Here is a 16,463-nt window from a genome sequence, read left to right on the forward strand (position 1 = left end):
TTTTAACCCCTATTTATTGACTTCACCAACAAATTCTGCCGGATATTTCGCTTCTTTAAAGCTATATATATATACTTTTGCATATTTGTTGTCCCCGATATCGTCAAAGCTTACCTTCGTTAATACCCCTTGGTAATTCTGAACACCACGAACGGCATCTCTTACTTGTTGACGAGTAGGCATTTTGTTGTTATTGCCTTTAACCGCATCCTCAATTCCTTTTAAAACAACGCCCATCGTATCATACCCATAAACCGAATAGGACTCTGTATTTTTATTGAATTTGGCTTTATAGGTTTCGATAAACTTTTGACCTTCTGCTGATTTCGTTGAATCCCCGGCTAGCGAAGTAATATAGGTATTTTTAATCGCATCTCCGGCAATTTCAACAAGGGTGGACGCATCCAATCCATCTCCGCCCAGGAATGGGACGTTGATCCCTTTTTCACGAGCTTGTTTGATTAACAAACCACCTTCAGCATAGATTCCGCCAAAATAAACGAGATCAGGTTTTTTGGAGACAACTTGGTTAAGAACTCCATTAAAGTCTTTTTCGCCAACGGTAATTCCTTCAAATCCAAGAATTTGAGCGCCCTTTTCTTCCGCTGCTTTCTTGAAAGCTTCTGCTAGACCGGTCCCGTAAGCTGTTTTATCTTGAACAATAAAGATTTTCTTCGCATGTAAGGTATTAACCGCATATTCTGCACCGGCAGGCCCTTGGAAATCGTCACGGGCAACAATCCGGTTGACTGTTTTTAATCCCCTTGATGTTACTTCTACTGCAGAGTTGGCTGGTGAAACCATAGGGATTGCATATTTTTCATAGACCTCTGATGAAGGAATGGCTACTCCTGAGTTAAAGTGACCGACCACTGCCAGGATTGATTTATCGGCACCAATTAATTGGGCATTCGCCACCCCTTTTTTTGGATCCCCTTGATCATCGAAAGGAACCAGTTGCAGGTTGAAGCCTAATTCTTTAAACTTTGCTTTTTCTTCGTCCAATTTAAGCTGAGCACCTAGCTTAATGGCTTCCCCAATAGTCGCGCTGCCACCGGAAAGTGGCGTTTGTGTCGCAATTTTGATCACATTTGAACTACTTTTTCCCCCGTCCCCTGACTTTGAGCTGCAGCCCGCTAAAAATAGACTTGCCGCCAACCCTCCTGTTAACAATAACGCTAAAGATTTCTTGAACTTCAATGTTGACCCCCCTATTTTTTTAATAAAAACAAGCCCTCTATATGTATATGGATCAAAATCAAAAATAGGACAAATTATTCATTTTCCATTATTTTGAAAAACTACACTTGTCAATCTTTAACACTGCCAAAAATAAAAAACCAACACCGTTCTAATTTTTTACGGTGTTGGTTTTGATGGCTATTTTGTGGAACAAAGCTGTTTTTGTTGGTTAAACCATTGGATAAAGTTATTCACGACCTGATCCAAAAACTTAATGGTTGGTTCGTGGGTAAGGTTTCCATCTTGATCCATTTTTTCATGAACTTGAGCAACGTAAACTTCATTACCTGGAATAAGTATCGAACCAATCCCTGGGCAGAAGAGAATATCACGCAAATGCTGCTGAGCACGAACGGTTCCTAGCGTCCCCATTGATGCACCCATGATCCATGATGGTTTGCCAATCATGACTTTATCCACACGGGATAACCAATCCATTGCATTCTTTAATACACCCGGAATGGAATAATTGTATTCCGGTGTCACCCAAAGAACGGCATCTGCATCGGCTACTTTTTTCTTAAAATCAGAAACCACCTGCGGCGGGTTTAACTCGATATCTTGGTCATAATGAGGAAGATCGCGAATATTCAAAATTTCAAGATCAAAACGGTCCTTGTAGGTTTTTTGAACATATTTTGCGAGCTTCAGGTTATAAGATTCCTTCCGAATACTTCCAATGATTGCTACTACTTTCATTTCTTTTTCCTCCCTTTACAACAATTTAGTTGTATGTTACAACTCATTAAGCTTACGTAAAAATAGGCTGCGATGTCAAAAATGTTGCTCTAATAAAAGGGACAATTCCTATTTTGAATTGTCCCGAAATAGTTATTTAATCATTATCACTGTTAAACCATTCCTCTTCCCATTCATCTTCCTCGAATTCACTGCACCATTTGTAGTTTCTTTTTTGGAAGGTAAGTATGTAGTTTTTTAACATGTTATAGCGCAGTGTTTTTTCATCTTGGGTGAGGGCACCTGCCCAGGCATATGTTTCAATCAGGCTGATATAATCCATATAAATACGGTGATAGATTTGATCAAGACGCTGCTTTTGCGCTAATGTATACTTAATATCTCTCGTGCAGGTTAAATCCGAATCCCATTTTTCGCTATCATTTTTTTCACCTTCGGATTCCTTTTCCGAATCGCCATTTTCTTCTGATTCCTTTTCTGAATCGTAAATTTCCTCTGATTTCTTTAGCTTCTCTTTTTTAGGAGCATGTTTAATTTTCTCCACTTCTTTATTCTTTTCCACCTTTTCAGTTTCCGCAAAGGAATGGTACCCTGTTGCTAAAAAGCTAAAGAGAAAAAATATAAGAATCACATATTTTTTAATCATTGATTTTCTCCTCGAAATAGTTACTTCATATAAAAAACGGCACATCAAAAATGACGTGCAGCTTTTTTAAGAATATAATTAGTCATCTCCATGGTCATCGTCACCGTGACCGTCGTCATCACCATGTTCATGATCATCGTCACCATGACGGTCATCATCACCGTTAGAAGAACCCTCTTTTTCCACCTCTAAAACTTTTCCTGTCTTAGCATCGATTTCAACTTCGTAAAAAATGCCTGCGCTTTTAATTTTTACCTCGTAAACGGATCTTCCATCATCCTTTTCTAGGACAACCTTGACAATTTCACCTTTAACTTTTGTTAAAGCAATATCCCCTGCTTCTTTTTCAGAGATCACTTTGTTTTCAGCTTGCAGGTCCCCCATTCCTTTCGCATGGGTCAACTGAAAATAACTACTAAAACTGATTGGGAATAGTAAAACCAATAAGAGAACTATTTTTTTCATACTCTCACACTCCTTTATTTTTTTATATCTTGTGTAAGAGTATGAAATTTATTCATTTCACATTAAATCCCATTTGTTTTTAATTACAAATCTGAGCCATGTTCCAGTCATCCAGGAAGTGACAAGGGCGAGCATCACTAGTATCGCAAAAAACTCCTGATTAATTATCCCCGACATAAAAGCCACTGTTGATAAAACAATACCCGGGCCTCCCCTGGCATTCATTGCGAAGCCAAAGTTTAAACTTGTTAGAGAATTAAGCTTAATTAAGCGGCAGGTAAAGTAAACGATCGTCATTTGAATAAAGGTTGCAATTAACAAGTATTCGATAAAGAAATAGATATCAAACGAATTGGCTAAATCCAATTGGAGTCCAACCGTCGCAAAATATACAGGCACAAACCAGGAGAAGGATAAATTTGAAACGCCTTCTTCTATCTTCACTGATACCGTTTCCGGAAGATAAAGTTTTGCTGCAATTCCGACCAGCAAGGCTCCAAATATGGTTTCGACATGGAAAAAATAGGCCAGTACACACGCGATAAATAAAATCACTAATACATAACCTAAATTCGAAGAGCGAAAAAATATATTACTGTCATTCATCGTTAAATGTTTAAACAAAACTCTTAACACAAAGAGAATTCCCACTAAAAACAAACAAGTGGTTCCAATACTTAAAAATACATCACTATAGGATAATTGGTTACTATGATGCGCAACAAGATTTGTCGCTACACCTAGGACCACCCAAAGAAGGATATCGTGAAGTCCGGCAATAATGACAACGAGTTTGGCAAACCTTGTTTTCATGATTCCCAAGTCGATAAAAATTTTAGAAATAACGGGAATTGAAGTGACTGCAATCGAAATACATACCACTAATTTAAGTGCCAGCAAATCATTAGCTGTTCCGACAAATTTGGACATATCGATAAAATTTGTAACCACCCATCCAATAATAAACGGTAGAACACTTGAACCAATCGTAATAGCAGAGGTGATTTTTAAATCATCCTTCTTAAATTCAGTATGAAATTTTAAACCTGACACGAACATCAAAAGAATTAAACCGATTTGATAAATGAGCCCAAATAATTGATCCTCCAATGGAAACCCATGGAACATCCATTTAAATATATCAGGATAAAAATAACCTAATAAACTTGGTCCTAGGATAATTCCCGCTCCCACTTCCCCAATTACCCTAGGTATATAAATCCGTTCACAAAGGTAGCCCAGTATATGCGCTAACGCGAGCAGGCAGCCCATTGCGAACAAAAAATGGCTTACCTGTATTTGTTCGATTGTAAACATTTTTCTCCCTCCATAAATACTGTCAGCCTCTTTTCATAGAATATTTAAAACGCTCCGATTCAAATAGTTTTTGCACTACACATCATATGCTTGTTTCAATTAAACGGAAGTGGCTTGTCTAAAAATGGGCAGGATTCAAAAAATTTTGGACGGGCTTGGGAGGATGCCGTTCCTTTTCGCTTATGGAAAGCAAATAATATAATAGCTTTAATTTCAATCAGGGAGAGAGACCAATGGGAGAGGAAGGGTCGTACTTTCGCAGATTATACAAGCTTTTCAAGGGGGGATTAAAAAAGCACAAGAAAGAAGATGGGGAATTAAAATGGGGGCTTGGGATAGCTGTTCCGTTTTTCTTCAGTTCAAAGTTTGCCATCGATCATGAAACTATTACGATTCATGGTATTCAAACCACTCATGATGAGAGCTCACCCGTTAAATATTCAATCGTTAAGATAAGTAAGCTGGGTACTTCCATTGAATATTTTGATAGTGTTACTTTCTATGGGGACTCAGGCGGGGAAGAATTCAACTATACTTTTACGGTTCCAAATGGTACAGGCTATCAACTGGAGATCTTTAATTATTTTCACTATCATGCAACAGGAAATGTAAGAATGCTAAAAAAAGAGCTGCCATCATGACAGCTCTCCTCTATTTATACCATAATTTTGCAAATATTATTTGTAAATTCTACAGGATCAGGAACCTGCAGCCCTTCAATGAGCAATGCTTGATTGTACAAAAGATTGGTATATAGCGATAGTTTCTCTTGATCTTTTTCAAAAGCTTCTTTAAGTGAAGTAAATACCTCATGTTGAACATTGATTTCTAAAATTCTGTCAGCCTTTACATTTTGGTTACCAGGCATCGATTTTAGAATTTTTTCCATTTCCAAGGTAATTTCCCCGTCGCTTGTGATGCAAACAGGATGGCTCTTCAACCGTTTTGATATCCGAACATCTTTCACCTTGTCGGCTAAGATTTTTTTCATCGCTTCAAATAGCTCTTTATTTTCCTTTTCCTCTGTTTCGGTGTTATTTTTATCCTCATCAGATTCAATTCCTAAATCACCACTAGAAACCGATTTGAATTCTTTCTCCTTGTAAGCCATTAACATCTTGATGGAAAATTCGTCGATATCATCAGTAAAGTAAAGAATTTCATAGCCTTTATCAGCAACTAACTCGGTTTGCGGCAACTTTTCAATTCTATCAATGGTTTCACCGGATGCATAATAAATATATTTTTGATCCTCAGGCATTCTAGATACATACTCATCTAAAGTAACCATTTTCTTCTCTTTGGAAGAGTAGAATAATAATAAATCCTGCAATTCTTCTTTGTGCATGCCGTAATCACTATATACACCAAATTTTATTTGTCTGCCAAAGGACTTATAGAATTCTTCATATTTTTCACGTTCATTCTTTAATAAGCTTTGGAGCTCACTCTTAATTTTCTTATTAATATTTTTTGCAATTAGCTTAAGCTGACGATCGTGCTGAAGCATTTCTCTTGAGATGTTAAGCGATAAATCCTCAGAGTCAACCATTCCTTTTACAAAACTAAAATAATCTGGGAGCAAATCGGCACATTTATTCATGATTAATACGCCATTGGAGTAAAGCTCTAAGCCCTTTTCATATTCCGGTGAGTAAAAATCAAATGGAGTTTTCTCCGGAATATATAAAATTGCATTGTATCTTACAGCCCCATCCACACTGATATGGATGTGTTTAAGAGGTTTGTCAAAGCCGTAATGTTTTTCGGAATAAAAATTCTGATAATCCTCATCCGTCAACTGACTTTTATTTTTACGCCAAATTGGTACCATGCTGTTGATGACTTGTTCTTCTATAACATCCTCGTATTCATCTTCACTGTCTTCTTTTAACCTTCTTGAGGTCACATCCATTTTAATTGGGTAGCGGATGAAATCGGAATATTTTTTAATAATGGATTTTAGACGGTACTCTTCTAAAAATTCATCATAGTTTTCATCTTCGTTATTTTCTTTGATTTTTAAAATAATTTCGGTTCCAACTTCATCTTTTTCGAAAGGAACGATCGTGTAGCCTTCGGCGCCTTTTGACTCCCATTCATAAGCCTGTTCACTGCCTAATGCCTTACTAATCACCGTTACAACATCCGCAACCATAAAGGCTGCATAGAAGCCAACACCAAATTGTCCAATGATATCATGGCCATCTTTTGATTCATTTTCCGTTTTAAAGGCTAATGAGCCGCTTTTTGCAATCGTTCCGAGATTATTTTCAAGCTCTTCCGCTGTCATTCCAATACCCGTGTCCGTAATTTTGAGCACTCTATTTTCCTTATCAGCGGCTACTTTTATGTAGTAGCGGTCCTTATCAAAAGTTAAGTTTTCATCCGTTAATGCTCTATAATAAATTTTGTCAATCGCATCACTGGAATTGGAAATCAACTCTCTTAAAAAGATTTCTTTTTGCGTATAGATAGAATGAATCATCATGTCCAATAATCTTTTCGATTCAGCTTGAAACTGTTTGGTTTCCATCAAAATGCCCCTTTCTGGTGTATATTGTCGATTATATCATTATTTTAGCACTCTATCATCAGGAGTGCTAACACATTATTTTAATAACATATATTTCTAGGTTCGTCAACTATCTTTACTCAACAAAAAAAAGGAACCGTCTCAGGATTCCTTCTTTAAGTAAAATATTCAATTTTTGCTTCCGGAAAATAGGTGTTAATATAGCTGCCAAGTGTATCTTTAATATCCTCTTGCTCTTGATTGGTATAAACATACTTACCAATCCCATATCGGCCCCATTTCCATTTCCGCTTGGATTCATCAAGCTCCAATTTTGTCATCGGATAATTTTTTTGAATGACATTTTTAGCCGGCTTTGTAAAACGATGCTGAATCATTTCAAAGGTTAAATCCTTTTTAGCTTTTTCCGGCAGCTCTGATTCCAGTTTTTCAAGCATTTCTTTATAGCCCTCTTTCCAGCCTTCATGCAGATAGATGGGGGCAATGATGAAACCCAAGGGATAGTCTGCACCCGCTATCTTTTTCGCCGCCTCAATTCTTTCGGGCAATCTCGAGGTTCCCGGCTCAAAATTTTTAATGATATAATCATCATTTATACTAAAGCGGAAGCGAGTCCGGCCATTATGCTTGACATCGAGCAGATGGTCCACATGGGCAAATTTGGTCACAAAGCGAAGTTTCCCATATTCCGATTCACCAAAAAATTCAATCGCTTTTTTTAATGTGTGGGTTAAATGGTCCACTCCAACAATATCAGAGGTACACGAAGCTTCAAATCGGGTTGGTTCGGGTGCCCGTTCTTTCATATAATTTTCTGCGGCTTCAAAAATGTCCTCTACATTTACATAGGTTCGGATATATGGTTTACTGCCCATCGTCGTTTGCAAATAACAATAATGGCAATGACCCATACACCCCGTTACAAATGGAATCGCATATTCGGCAGATGGTTTCGATGTATCAAATTTTAACGTTTTTCGAACTCCAATCACTAATGTCGATTTGGCCATCCGATACCTTTGAAAATCATTTTCCCCAGGCAGGTTCCGAATTTGATTATGTGAAGTGGTTTGTCTGATTTCGATTCCCATATTCTCAAATTTTGCAACTAATTCTTTCCCAAGCGGGTATTCTTGTGCGCCAGGTTCCACATAGACGAGTTGGGGAACAAAGGGCTTAACCAAAATAATTCTCCATTTCTTCCGAGAACCCAAAAGCTTCCCGATAGGCCATCTCCGCTTCATTTACAGTATGATAAGCAGCCACTTCTTTGGTTAGAGGATAATAGGTTTCATATAAAAAAAGCGCCAGTTCATCAGGTGATTCGGGATTTTGTACAACAGCTGCTTCTTGGACATTGGCCACATCCTGCGCGTGTGGGTTTCTAATAATCACATAAACAATTTGACCGGGTTGAAATGATTGAGACATCTACTCAAATCCTTTCCTTACGATTTATACTAGTGGGTCTTTATGAATAGAGTTAACTTTCCGCTGTTGAAAAATGCTTTAGATTAATTGGAAAATATCATGTGATCCATTGGATGATGTATGACCTTCCCTTTTTCTTCTGAAAAGATTACTTCATATTCTATTTTTATTCCTCATAAAATGGACAAGGAAGGGGAGGAATGTAAAGTGACGGCAATCAAACTACATAACAAAACATTTTTCCATCAATCATGAAGAAAAAACTCCTAACCCTTTTCTGTTTACTTGTGGGGGCCACCCTTCAGGGAATGTCCATGTCCTTGTTTTTATTTCCGCACTCCATCCCCTCCGGAGGTGCTGCAGGCCTGGCCATCTTGATGAATCACTGGTTTCATTTGTCCCTTGGTTTTTCTTTATGGCTGGCAAATATTGTTTTTTTACTTTTTGCTTTAAACTATTTTGGTTATACCTGGACTTTGCGTACCATTCTGGCTGTGGCAACCACTTCGACAACTGTGGGCATCCTAACTTCTAAATTTTTGCTTCCCCATATCAATATTGTCTTTGATCTTGCAGCAGGGAGTATTTTTTTTGGAATTGGCGTTGGACTGCTCATCCGGGCGGGGGCATCGAGCGGAGGAATGGTTATCCCGGCTCTAATGATTGCCAACTACAAGAAATGGAGCCCGGGAAAAGTGATGATGGGGATTAACTTGGTAATTTTTATCTTAACTGCCCTTGTGATTGATTATAAAATCGTTCTTTACGCAATTATTTGTCAATTTTTCTCGACTAACATTATCGACTATATTTATACGTTTAAGCTGCAAAAAATAAATATCTTCACGGCAAATTGGCGAAAAAAATAAGAAGATCCGGGATTAAAGGATCTTCCTCTCTTTTAAATAGTAAAGAATTTTGTTTACTGATTCCTGAATCGTATACCGATTTGTTTCAATTAATATTTATGGATGATTTGGACTTTCGTAAGGTGAAGAAATTCCCGTAAAATCAGAAATCTCACCTTTTCTTGCCTTTTTATATAAACCTTTGGGATCCCTACTTTCACAGACTTGGATCGGGCAATTTAAAAATATTTCAATAAACTCCCCTTCCTCAAACATGCTGCGTACAAGTTCCCGTTCATGACGAAAGGGAGAAATAAATGCGGAAGAAACGATGTGACCGCTATCAACAAAAAGCTTAGAGACCTCTCCCACTCTGCGGATATTTTCCTTTCGGTCCTTATCTCGGAAGGTTAAATCACGATTCAATCCATGTCGGACATTGTCTCCGTCTAAAACATAACTTTTAATCCCCTGTTGAAATAATGTGGAATCGACCACATTTGCCAATGTCGATTTCCCTTAACCTGATAATCCGGTAAACCAAAGCACACAGCTTTTATGTCCATATAGTTGATGCCGGTCAGTTTTCGTGACAGCATAATCATGCCAAATAATATTTTTCTCCATTCCCTACACCCTTTATTTTTCTGTAAAGACTTCTTTCATTCCCTGGATTAGAATATGTACCACTTCTGGCCGGCTAAACTCTTTTGGTGGCTGCTCCCCGTTTTTTAACATTCCTCTAACCTTTGTTCCGGATAAAATCACATGATGCTCCCGGTCATGTGGACATGTTTTTTCAGATGCCATGTTTTCGCACTTTTTACAATAAAAGCTATGTTCGAAAAAGAGCGGCTTGATTCCCAGTTCTTCCGTGCTAAAATGGCTGAATATTTTTTGTGAATCATATGTTCCATAATAATTGCCAACCCCTGCATGGTCTCTGCCAACAATAAAGTGGGTACAGCCAAAATTTTTCCGGACGATGGCGTGAAAAATGGCTTCTCTTGGACCGGCATAGCGCATGGCCGCAGGGAATACGGATAAAAAGACTCTTTCTTTCGGATAATAATTTTCAAGTAATACCTGATAGCTTTTCATCCGGATTTCTCCCAGTATGTCATCTGACTTCGTTTCACCTACTAGCGGATTTAAGAAAAGACCATCCACGATTTCTAAAGCAGATTTTTGAATGTATTCATGTGCCCGGTGGACTGGATTTCGTGTTTGGAACCCCACAACAGTTTTCCAGCCCAATTCCTGAAACATTTGTCTTGTTTGAATCGGATCTAGGTAGAAATTTTCAAACTGAATGTTTTTGGGTCTTTTCGTAAGTTTGATAGGACCTCCTATATATACTTCCGGCCGCTCAAGAAGTTTTTTCACTCCTGGATGTACATTTTCTGTTGTCCGGTAGACCTTCTCCGCCTCTACTCTTTTGTCGGGAAAATAGATTTCCTTTATCTCCATCACGCCAAAGATAGTACTATGATGAATTAAATTAATCGTTTCTCCAATATCCAGTTCCATTGCTTTATAACGATCAATTGCCAATGTAATCGGCAAGGACCATGGGAGTCCGTTTGCCAGTCTCATATTTTGAACGACCGTGTCATAGTCGGCTTTTACCATAAAACCTTCGAGTGGACTGTAGGCTCCATTTGCAATCAACTCCAAATCACTTAATGCCCTATTATCCAGTTCAACAAAATGATTGGAAAAATCGATTGGTTTATCCAGTTCGATTCGATTTATCAATTTACCGCCGTGCGGCACACTTTCAACCACTTATTTTCCCTCCCCAGTTTTAGTAGCCGATAAAAACTAGTTATTCGTAAATCCAATTGGTTTATTTCACGAAATTGAATGGTTTATTTACGAATAAGACCGTTTATTTACGAATCGCTACATTTTATTTGCTGATTCAGACCGTCTATTTGCGAATCGATACCATTTATTTGCGGATTCAAACCGTTTATTTGCGAATCAATCTTTACACCCTCAAGTTTGATGCAGTCCGCATTCGGTTTTCGAGGTTCCTGTCCAGCGACCGAACCGGGAATCACTAGAGCCCGTTACAGGCTGTGTACAAGGAAAGCAGCCAATACTTGGATAACCTTGATCATGTAAGGGGTTAAAGGGAAGATTATTTAGCCTGATATAGGTTAAAACATCCTCCCACTTCCAATGAATAAGAGGGCAAATTTTGATATTATTAAACTTTTCATCCTTATTAATGTACTGAGTATGGCTTCTTGTAGGGGACTGATCCTGTCTTAGTCCGGAGATCCATGCCGGTACACCCTTTAACGCTTCTTTTAGAGGGAGGACTTTTCGGATGTGGCAGCAAAGATTAGGGTTATGACTCCAGAGTTCATCTCCATAATCTTTTGCTTGTTCTTCCAAAGAAAGCTGTGGTTTCACCATTTCGATGTCCAAAGTAGGGTAGCGGTTTTTTATTCGTTCGATTAATTCATAGGTTTCCGGAAAATGAAGTCCGGTATCGAGGAAAATAACTTTTGCTTTTTTGTTTATCTTATGAATTAAATCAATTAACACGATTCCTTCCGCTCCAAAACTGCAAGCATAAACGATTTTGTTCCCATATTCTTGATAGGCCCACTTTAAAACATCAAAATAATCTGGCTGTGTTTCTAAAAAGACTTCGAGTTTATGATTATTCCAATTTTCATATGTTAAAGTTTCAGTCATTGATCACTCCTCCTTTTCGCTTTATATTGATAGGGTTATACAGGAGTTATTTCCTACAGTAATTTTATTCATATTATTGATATGACCGTATTTTTTATAGGAAAGAAGCGCGCGAATCCAAGAACCGTGACCAAACAATAAAAGATTATGAAAATCTTGGTATTTATCTAGAAACAAAACAATCCGTTCTTCAAGGCTTTTTAAACTTTCGCCTAAAACGAGTCCACTTGGGTTTTCAATCCAGAGACGGTTTTTGTGTTCCATCAGTTTTTCCTTTGGCAATCCTTCAAAGGAACCGAAATCTAATTCATCGAGTAAGACTTCTGTTTCAGGCAGAAAACCGTAAAGATGTGCAGTTTGATGTGTCCGTTTCAATGTACTTGCCAATACGAGATCAAATGGTGCAAGGTTTTTTAAAAGCCGTTGATTTTCAGCAATACCTTTTTGAAATTCCTCCGTTACTTGCGAGATTTCAATATCCCTTCTTCCTTGCAACCATGTTTTTTTATTCCACTCCGTAGGTAAATGTCTGATTAAAGTAAGTTGCATTCAATATCCTCCATATAGAAGGTTTCACTCCTTAAGCCACACCGCTGTGCCTCTAGGATTAGGACATCATTTATTTTTACATTTCCTAAATTAACATTTGGTCCAATTTCCTTAATAAAATACATTTGGTGTTTCGGAGAAGGTGCTTCAAAAATAATTCTGTTCGGATCTATATCATGTAGTAATTCTTGAATGAGGTCGGATTTGATTGTCCCGCATTTTTGATAAATACCAGAGGTCCCTGAATCCCTTCCTTCCGTAATGACATATTGGCAGCCAGCGTCTAATAAAAGATTGATTTCTTCTCTCCACTGGGAAACCGGCATTTCCTTATCCGCATCTTTTGACCCCACCTCTGCGATTACCTGAAATTCTTCTTTTAATTCCGAGATGATTTGGAGGCGTTCGTAAAGCGGGATCTCAAAGATGCCATTCGATACCTCGATCCATTCAATTCCCAGTTTGCGTAAGTACGAAAGATATTCAGGAATTTTATTTTGAAAGTAACTTTTTTCAAATAATGTCCCCCCGCAATAGGGCTTTATATTGTACTCCTGATAAAGCTTCACTTTCTTATTTATATTAGGCGTTACATAAGCTGAACCAATCCCCAGTTTTGCGATATCTATAATGTGACTGTAATCAGCCAAAATATTTTTTAATTCTCCTAGTGGGGTTCCAAAATCGACAACTGACGTCAAACCAAAGGTTCGAATCCCGGATGTCCTTTTTGGCAAGGATAGAAAATCCATAGGGCAAACGCCTCCTCTTTTTCCTAGGATAGATTATTCACTAACTGGGTGAATGTGTAATTAATGGGCTTATTTACTCGAAATATAGGCATTTGTCATCTGAATAAACCTATGACTCCTTTCAAACAATAAAATAGCTTCAATTTAACAGTTAGGAGTGTACAACCATTGCCAAAGCAAAAACATAAGGGCATGACAATATTTGCAATTGGTTCAATCCCGCTTGTCTTGGTTTTAGGTAATTCGATGTTGATTCCGATTCTTCCAAAAATGAAGTCTGTTCTCGATATAACACAATTTAAGGTAAGTTTAATTATTTCCGCTTTTTCGATTGCTGCAGCCATCTCGATTCCTGTTTTGGGCTATTTATCGGATCGGTTTACGCGAAAAGCGATCATTATTCCATCCCTTATTTTATATGGAAGTGGAGGATTGCTTGCGGGTGCTGCAGCGGTCTGGTTTTCAAATGCTTATATCTGGATAATGGCGGGAAGAATTATGCAGGGGATGGGTGCAGCTGGAACCGCTCCAATCGCAATGGCCTTAACAGGAGATTTGTTTAAAGGCAGTGAACAAAGTAAGGTGCTTGGATTAGTAGAGGCCTCCAATGGGCTTGGAAAAGTGATAAGTCCAATTATTGGTTCTCTCTTAGCCCTTCTATTTTGGTATGCTGCATTTTTTGCCTTTCCGGTTTTTTGTCTCATTTCTGTTCTCTTGACCATCTTTTTTATTAAAGAAAAGAAAAAGGAAAAAGAGCCTCCTCCTGTTGGCAAATATGTAAAAGGGCTTATTTCTGTATTCAAAACGGAGGGGCGATGGCTGTTTGCTGCCTATCTAACCGGGGCTGTTTGCTTATTTACCTTATTTGGAATATTATTTTACATTTCCGATATCCTTGAAAAAGATCATCACATCGATGGTGTCTTAAAAGGAGGGATACTCGCAATCCCACTTTTATTTATGACGGCAACTTCATACATAACGGGCAGTAAAATCGGGAAAAAAATGAAATTAATGAAAACCTTAATTATTTTAGGACTTTTGTTAATGACTTCTTCTTTCGCATCGCTGATTTTCTTTAAAAAATTAATTCCTTTCTTTGCTGTTTTAGTGATTAGCAGTATTGGAACAGGACTGGTTCTCCCTTGTATTAACAGCTTTATAACAGGGTCGGTTCCAACTGACCGGAGAGGCTTTGTCACCTCGTTATATGGTTCCGTCAGATTTTTAGGCGTTGCCATTGGTCCCCCGATTTTTAGTACTCTGATGGCCTGGTCAAGGACAGGAATGTTTTTGATCACCGCCGGATTAACCTTATTCTGTGCATTACTTTGCATGTTGTTAATTCATGTAGCGAAGAAAGGGCCATCAAAAGAAAGTGACACACTTTTTGAAAAGTTGCAGTTTACATAGAAAAGCGGAAGCGCCTTGTCCAGCCCCGACAAGTGCTGGAGGACCTGACGGTGAAGTCGCTCTTTGACTTCATCGGCAGGGCCGAAGCAACCTAGGAAAAAAGCAGTTCATTTTTTCCCTCGAGGGGCTAGGCGCTGGAGCTGGACAATTCTCGAAGTCAAAAAATTTATACTTTACATGATAAGCGATAGGAAAGGAGGAGATTAGAATGCAAATTTATTTTTCACCTGAAGTAGTTACTCCGCAATTTCAGGTATTAAATGTGGTTGATTCCACAAATAAAGCTGTCGGAAATGTGGCCTTTTTATTTGATGAAAAAAAACTTTATGTTTATGGGATTCTGGAGGAAGAAGGAGTTGCCGCAGACTTCAAGGATTTAGTTACACCTTATTTAAAAGGATTGGCCAAAGCGAAGCATGGTTTGGATATTTTCTCTTGCTTGTACGTCGGATGTAAAAAGATAAAGCTAAATGAAGAGGAAAAAAATTGAACCGGTAAAATGAGTAAAAACTAGGAATGATCCCTCTTTTTATTTTCCCGCTAAGGTTTGTAACAAGGCATATAACCACTTCATAATTTAAGGATAAATATAGATTTAAATTATCTGGAGTGTATGCCTTATGAGTATTGGTATTATTGTAATGGGGCTTTTTATCGGCATTTTAGTCGGGCTTACAGGGGTAGGCGGCGCCGCATTACTCACCCCCGTCCTTGTTTTATTAGGGATCAATCCAGCAATAGCAGTTGGAACGGACCTTGCCTATAATTCCATAACGAAATTTTTCGGCTCTGTTCAGCATTGGCGGCAAAAGACGATCAATCTAAAACTTGTGAAGTATCTCGCAATTGGCAGTATTCCAAGTACAATCCTTGCAGTTGGGACTCTCCATCTGTTCGATACCTTTTTTCATAATCAAGAACTTGTCATTAAACATGCTTTAGGTTATGTGTTAATATTGGTCGCACTAACCACACTGATTAAAACCTTTATCAAAGAAAAATTCGAATGGAATCCCTTTCAAATAAAACCGCTGGAGGAAAAACGTGCTTTGACCATTGCAATCGGGGCAATCCTGGGGTTTATTGTCGGGTTAACCTCAATTGGGTCGGGCTCATTATTTGCCTTGGCAATGCTTTATTTGTATAAAATGTCTCCCTCTGAATTAGTCGGAACGGATATTGCCCACGCATTTTTATTGGTCACTGCTGCCGGGATTATGCATGCAGGGCTTGGCAACGTTAACTACTCCCTAATGTTTAATCTTTTGCTTGGCTCCATCCCAGGAGTCCTAATAGGAAGTACCCTATCCTCAAAATTCCCCGCAAAACCATTACGAACGATAATGGCATTAATTATCTTATTTAGTGGATTTAAGTTAATTTAAAAAACACGGCTGCATCTAGCCGTTATTCTTTTGAAATGGGCCTGTTGATTTCCGCTTCAATCAACACAGTTAGGAAATCAACATTGACCTTTAAAACACCCTTGAAATAAAAACATTTTTTTAACCTGTCCTTCTTTTGAAAAATATAACATATACTCTTCTAGATATATTTTTTCTTCGGGAGGCAAAAATGTTTATTTTTATTGAAAAAGCGGTATTGGGAATGGCATTATTAAGAATTCTGTCAGGTTGCATTGAAATTTCTGCCGCCATTTTAATGATCAAATTTAACTCCGTCGAAAAAGCCCTAATGGTGAATAGCTCTCTTGCCCTTGTAGGACCCATTATTTTAATCCTAACCACCACCATTGGCGTTTTAGGGTTGGTTGGAAGCATTTCACTTTATAAAATAGCATGGATATTCCTCGGGGTTTGTTTTATCTTAATTGGAGCAATGAAGGGGTAAAT

The 16,463-nt window shown here is 38.1% G+C and carries 18 protein-coding genes and 1 pseudogene; 6 read left to right on the forward strand and 13 right to left on the reverse strand.

Annotated elements, in window-relative coordinates:
- Positions 1–9: 9 nt before the first annotated feature.
- From J2Y67_RS00160 to J2Y67_RS00180, 5 genes are all read right to left on the reverse strand, one after another.
- A complete protein-coding gene (locus J2Y67_RS00160) occupies positions 10–1,200 on the reverse strand; it encodes a branched-chain amino acid ABC transporter substrate-binding protein (RefSeq protein WP_310169461.1) in 1,191 nt (396 codons plus the stop codon).
- Between the two features lie 180 nt (positions 1,201–1,380).
- The gene (locus J2Y67_RS00165; RefSeq protein ID WP_310169462.1) at positions 1,381–1,941 is read right to left on the reverse strand and encodes an NADPH-dependent FMN reductase; all 561 of its coding nucleotides are present in this window, start codon (positions 1,939–1,941) and stop codon (positions 1,381–1,383) included.
- 136 nt (positions 1,942–2,077) lie between these two features.
- A complete protein-coding gene (locus J2Y67_RS00170; RefSeq protein ID WP_310169463.1) occupies positions 2,078–2,587 on the reverse strand; it encodes a DUF2680 domain-containing protein in 510 nt (169 codons plus the stop codon).
- A gap of 78 nt (positions 2,588–2,665) precedes the next feature.
- On the reverse strand, positions 2,666–3,052 hold the full coding sequence (locus tag J2Y67_RS00175) for a PepSY domain-containing protein (RefSeq protein ID WP_310169464.1): 387 nt from the start codon (positions 3,050–3,052) through the stop codon (positions 2,666–2,668).
- 57 nt (positions 3,053–3,109) lie between these two features.
- Positions 3,110–4,369, reverse strand: coding sequence for a cation:proton antiporter (locus J2Y67_RS00180; RefSeq protein WP_310169465.1), 1,260 nt, complete (start codon positions 4,367–4,369; stop codon positions 3,110–3,112).
- A gap of 233 nt (positions 4,370–4,602) precedes the next feature.
- Between J2Y67_RS00180 and J2Y67_RS00185 the strand changes: the two genes are divergently transcribed.
- Positions 4,603–5,010 carry a hypothetical protein gene (locus J2Y67_RS00185; RefSeq protein WP_310169467.1) on the forward strand — a complete coding sequence of 136 codons (408 nt, stop codon included), beginning with the start codon at positions 4,603–4,605 and terminating at the stop codon, positions 5,008–5,010.
- Between the two features lie 14 nt (positions 5,011–5,024).
- On the opposite strand, the gene htpG is transcribed toward J2Y67_RS00185, so the two are convergent.
- The 3 genes from htpG to J2Y67_RS00200 all read right to left on the reverse strand — a co-directional run bounded on the left by htpG (position 5,025) and on the right by J2Y67_RS00200 (position 8,336).
- The gene (htpG, locus tag J2Y67_RS00190; RefSeq protein WP_310169468.1) at positions 5,025–6,905 is read right to left on the reverse strand and encodes a molecular chaperone HtpG; all 1,881 of its coding nucleotides are present in this window, start codon (positions 6,903–6,905) and stop codon (positions 5,025–5,027) included.
- 155 nt (positions 6,906–7,060) lie between these two features.
- On the reverse strand, positions 7,061–8,089 hold the full coding sequence (splB, locus tag J2Y67_RS00195) for a spore photoproduct lyase (protein ID WP_310169470.1): 1,029 nt from the start codon (positions 8,087–8,089) through the stop codon (positions 7,061–7,063).
- Entirely contained in the window at positions 8,082–8,336 is a 255-nt protein-coding gene (locus J2Y67_RS00200) for a transcriptional regulator SplA domain-containing protein (RefSeq protein ID WP_310169471.1), read from the reverse strand. Before J2Y67_RS00200 ends, splB begins: the two co-directional genes overlap by 8 nt.
- Before the next feature lie 251 nt (positions 8,337–8,587).
- Here J2Y67_RS00200 and J2Y67_RS00205 point away from each other — a divergent pair, with 251 nt between their 5' ends.
- Positions 8,588–9,205: a YitT family protein gene (locus tag J2Y67_RS00205; protein ID WP_310169473.1), complete on the forward strand. Its 618-nt coding sequence runs from the start codon at positions 8,588–8,590 to the stop codon at positions 9,203–9,205.
- Between the two features lie 12 nt (positions 9,206–9,217).
- On the opposite strand, the pseudogene cysC reads toward J2Y67_RS00205, so the two are convergent.
- The 5 genes and pseudogenes from cysC to J2Y67_RS00230 all read right to left on the reverse strand — a co-directional run bounded on the left by cysC (position 9,218) and on the right by J2Y67_RS00230 (position 13,197).
- A pseudogene (gene cysC / locus J2Y67_RS00210) lies at positions 9,218–9,811 on the reverse strand (adenylyl-sulfate kinase).
- A 12-nt stretch (positions 9,812–9,823) separates the two neighbouring features.
- Entirely contained in the window at positions 9,824–10,972 is a 1,149-nt protein-coding gene (gene sat, locus J2Y67_RS00215) for a sulfate adenylyltransferase (RefSeq protein WP_310169474.1), read from the reverse strand.
- Between the two features lie 213 nt (positions 10,973–11,185).
- Positions 11,186–11,896 carry a phosphoadenylyl-sulfate reductase gene (locus J2Y67_RS00220; protein WP_310169475.1) on the reverse strand — a complete coding sequence of 237 codons (711 nt, stop codon included), beginning with the start codon at positions 11,894–11,896 and terminating at the stop codon, positions 11,186–11,188.
- A gap of 21 nt (positions 11,897–11,917) precedes the next feature.
- A complete protein-coding gene (locus J2Y67_RS00225) occupies positions 11,918–12,445 on the reverse strand; it encodes a histidine phosphatase family protein (protein WP_310169477.1) in 528 nt (175 codons plus the stop codon).
- Positions 12,430–13,197 (reverse strand): phosphosulfolactate synthase, encoded by a 768-nt coding sequence (locus J2Y67_RS00230; RefSeq protein WP_310169479.1) that lies wholly within the window; start codon positions 13,195–13,197, stop codon positions 12,430–12,432. Before J2Y67_RS00230 ends, J2Y67_RS00225 begins: the two co-directional genes overlap by 16 nt.
- A 192-nt stretch (positions 13,198–13,389) precedes the next feature.
- Between J2Y67_RS00230 and J2Y67_RS00235 the strand changes: the two genes are divergently transcribed.
- The 4 genes from J2Y67_RS00235 to J2Y67_RS00250 all read left to right on the forward strand — a co-directional run bounded on the left by J2Y67_RS00235 (position 13,390) and on the right by J2Y67_RS00250 (position 16,461).
- Positions 13,390–14,610: an MFS transporter gene (locus J2Y67_RS00235; RefSeq protein ID WP_310170218.1), complete on the forward strand. Its 1,221-nt coding sequence runs from the start codon at positions 13,390–13,392 to the stop codon at positions 14,608–14,610.
- A gap of 208 nt (positions 14,611–14,818) precedes the next feature.
- A complete protein-coding gene (locus J2Y67_RS00240) occupies positions 14,819–15,100 on the forward strand; it encodes a hypothetical protein (RefSeq protein ID WP_310169481.1) in 282 nt (93 codons plus the stop codon).
- Positions 15,101–15,230: 130 nt separating this feature from the next.
- Complete coding sequence (locus J2Y67_RS00245) at positions 15,231–15,995, forward strand: sulfite exporter TauE/SafE family protein (RefSeq protein WP_310169482.1); 765 nt, start codon at positions 15,231–15,233, stop codon at positions 15,993–15,995.
- 190 nt (positions 15,996–16,185) lie between these two features.
- Positions 16,186–16,461, forward strand: coding sequence for a YqhV family protein (locus tag J2Y67_RS00250; RefSeq protein ID WP_310169484.1), 276 nt, complete (start codon positions 16,186–16,188; stop codon positions 16,459–16,461).
- Positions 16,462–16,463 lie beyond the last annotated feature (2 nt).

Source organism: Neobacillus niacini (assembly GCF_031456445.1).
Lineage (GTDB): Bacteria > Bacillota > Bacilli > Bacillales > Cytobacillaceae > Neobacillus > Neobacillus niacini_I.

Coding starts and splice junctions, on each gene's coding strand:
- J2Y67_RS00165 (WP_310169462.1), bottom strand. CDS start 1,941: ATGAAAGTAGTAGCAATCATTGGAAGTATTCGGAAGGAATCTTATAAC.
- J2Y67_RS00170 (WP_310169463.1), bottom strand. CDS start 2,587: ATGATTAAAAAATATGTGATTCTTATATTTTTTCTCTTTAGCTTTTTA.
- J2Y67_RS00175 (WP_310169464.1), bottom strand. CDS start 3,052: ATGAAAAAAATAGTTCTCTTATTGGTTTTACTATTCCCAATCAGTTTT.
- J2Y67_RS00180 (WP_310169465.1), bottom strand. CDS start 4,369: ATGTTTACAATCGAACAAATACAGGTAAGCCATTTTTTGTTCGCAATG.
- J2Y67_RS00185 (WP_310169467.1), top strand. CDS start 4,603: ATGGGAGAGGAAGGGTCGTACTTTCGCAGATTATACAAGCTTTTCAAG.
- htpG (WP_310169468.1), bottom strand. CDS start 6,905: ATGGAAACCAAACAGTTTCAAGCTGAATCGAAAAGATTATTGGACATG.
- J2Y67_RS00200 (WP_310169471.1), bottom strand. CDS start 8,336: ATGTCTCAATCATTTCAACCCGGTCAAATTGTTTATGTGATTATTAGA.
- J2Y67_RS00205 (WP_310169473.1), top strand. CDS start 8,588: ATGAAGAAAAAACTCCTAACCCTTTTCTGTTTACTTGTGGGGGCCACC.
- J2Y67_RS00220 (WP_310169475.1), bottom strand. CDS start 11,896: ATGACTGAAACTTTAACATATGAAAATTGGAATAATCATAAACTCGAA.
- J2Y67_RS00225 (WP_310169477.1), bottom strand. CDS start 12,445: ATGCAACTTACTTTAATCAGACATTTACCTACGGAGTGGAATAAAAAA.
- J2Y67_RS00230 (WP_310169479.1), bottom strand. CDS start 13,197: ATGGATTTTCTATCCTTGCCAAAAAGGACATCCGGGATTCGAACCTTT.
- J2Y67_RS00235 (WP_310170218.1), top strand. CDS start 13,390: ATGACAATATTTGCAATTGGTTCAATCCCGCTTGTCTTGGTTTTAGGT.
- J2Y67_RS00240 (WP_310169481.1), top strand. CDS start 14,819: ATGCAAATTTATTTTTCACCTGAAGTAGTTACTCCGCAATTTCAGGTA.
- J2Y67_RS00245 (WP_310169482.1), top strand. CDS start 15,231: ATGAGTATTGGTATTATTGTAATGGGGCTTTTTATCGGCATTTTAGTC.
- J2Y67_RS00250 (WP_310169484.1), top strand. CDS start 16,186: ATGTTTATTTTTATTGAAAAAGCGGTATTGGGAATGGCATTATTAAGA.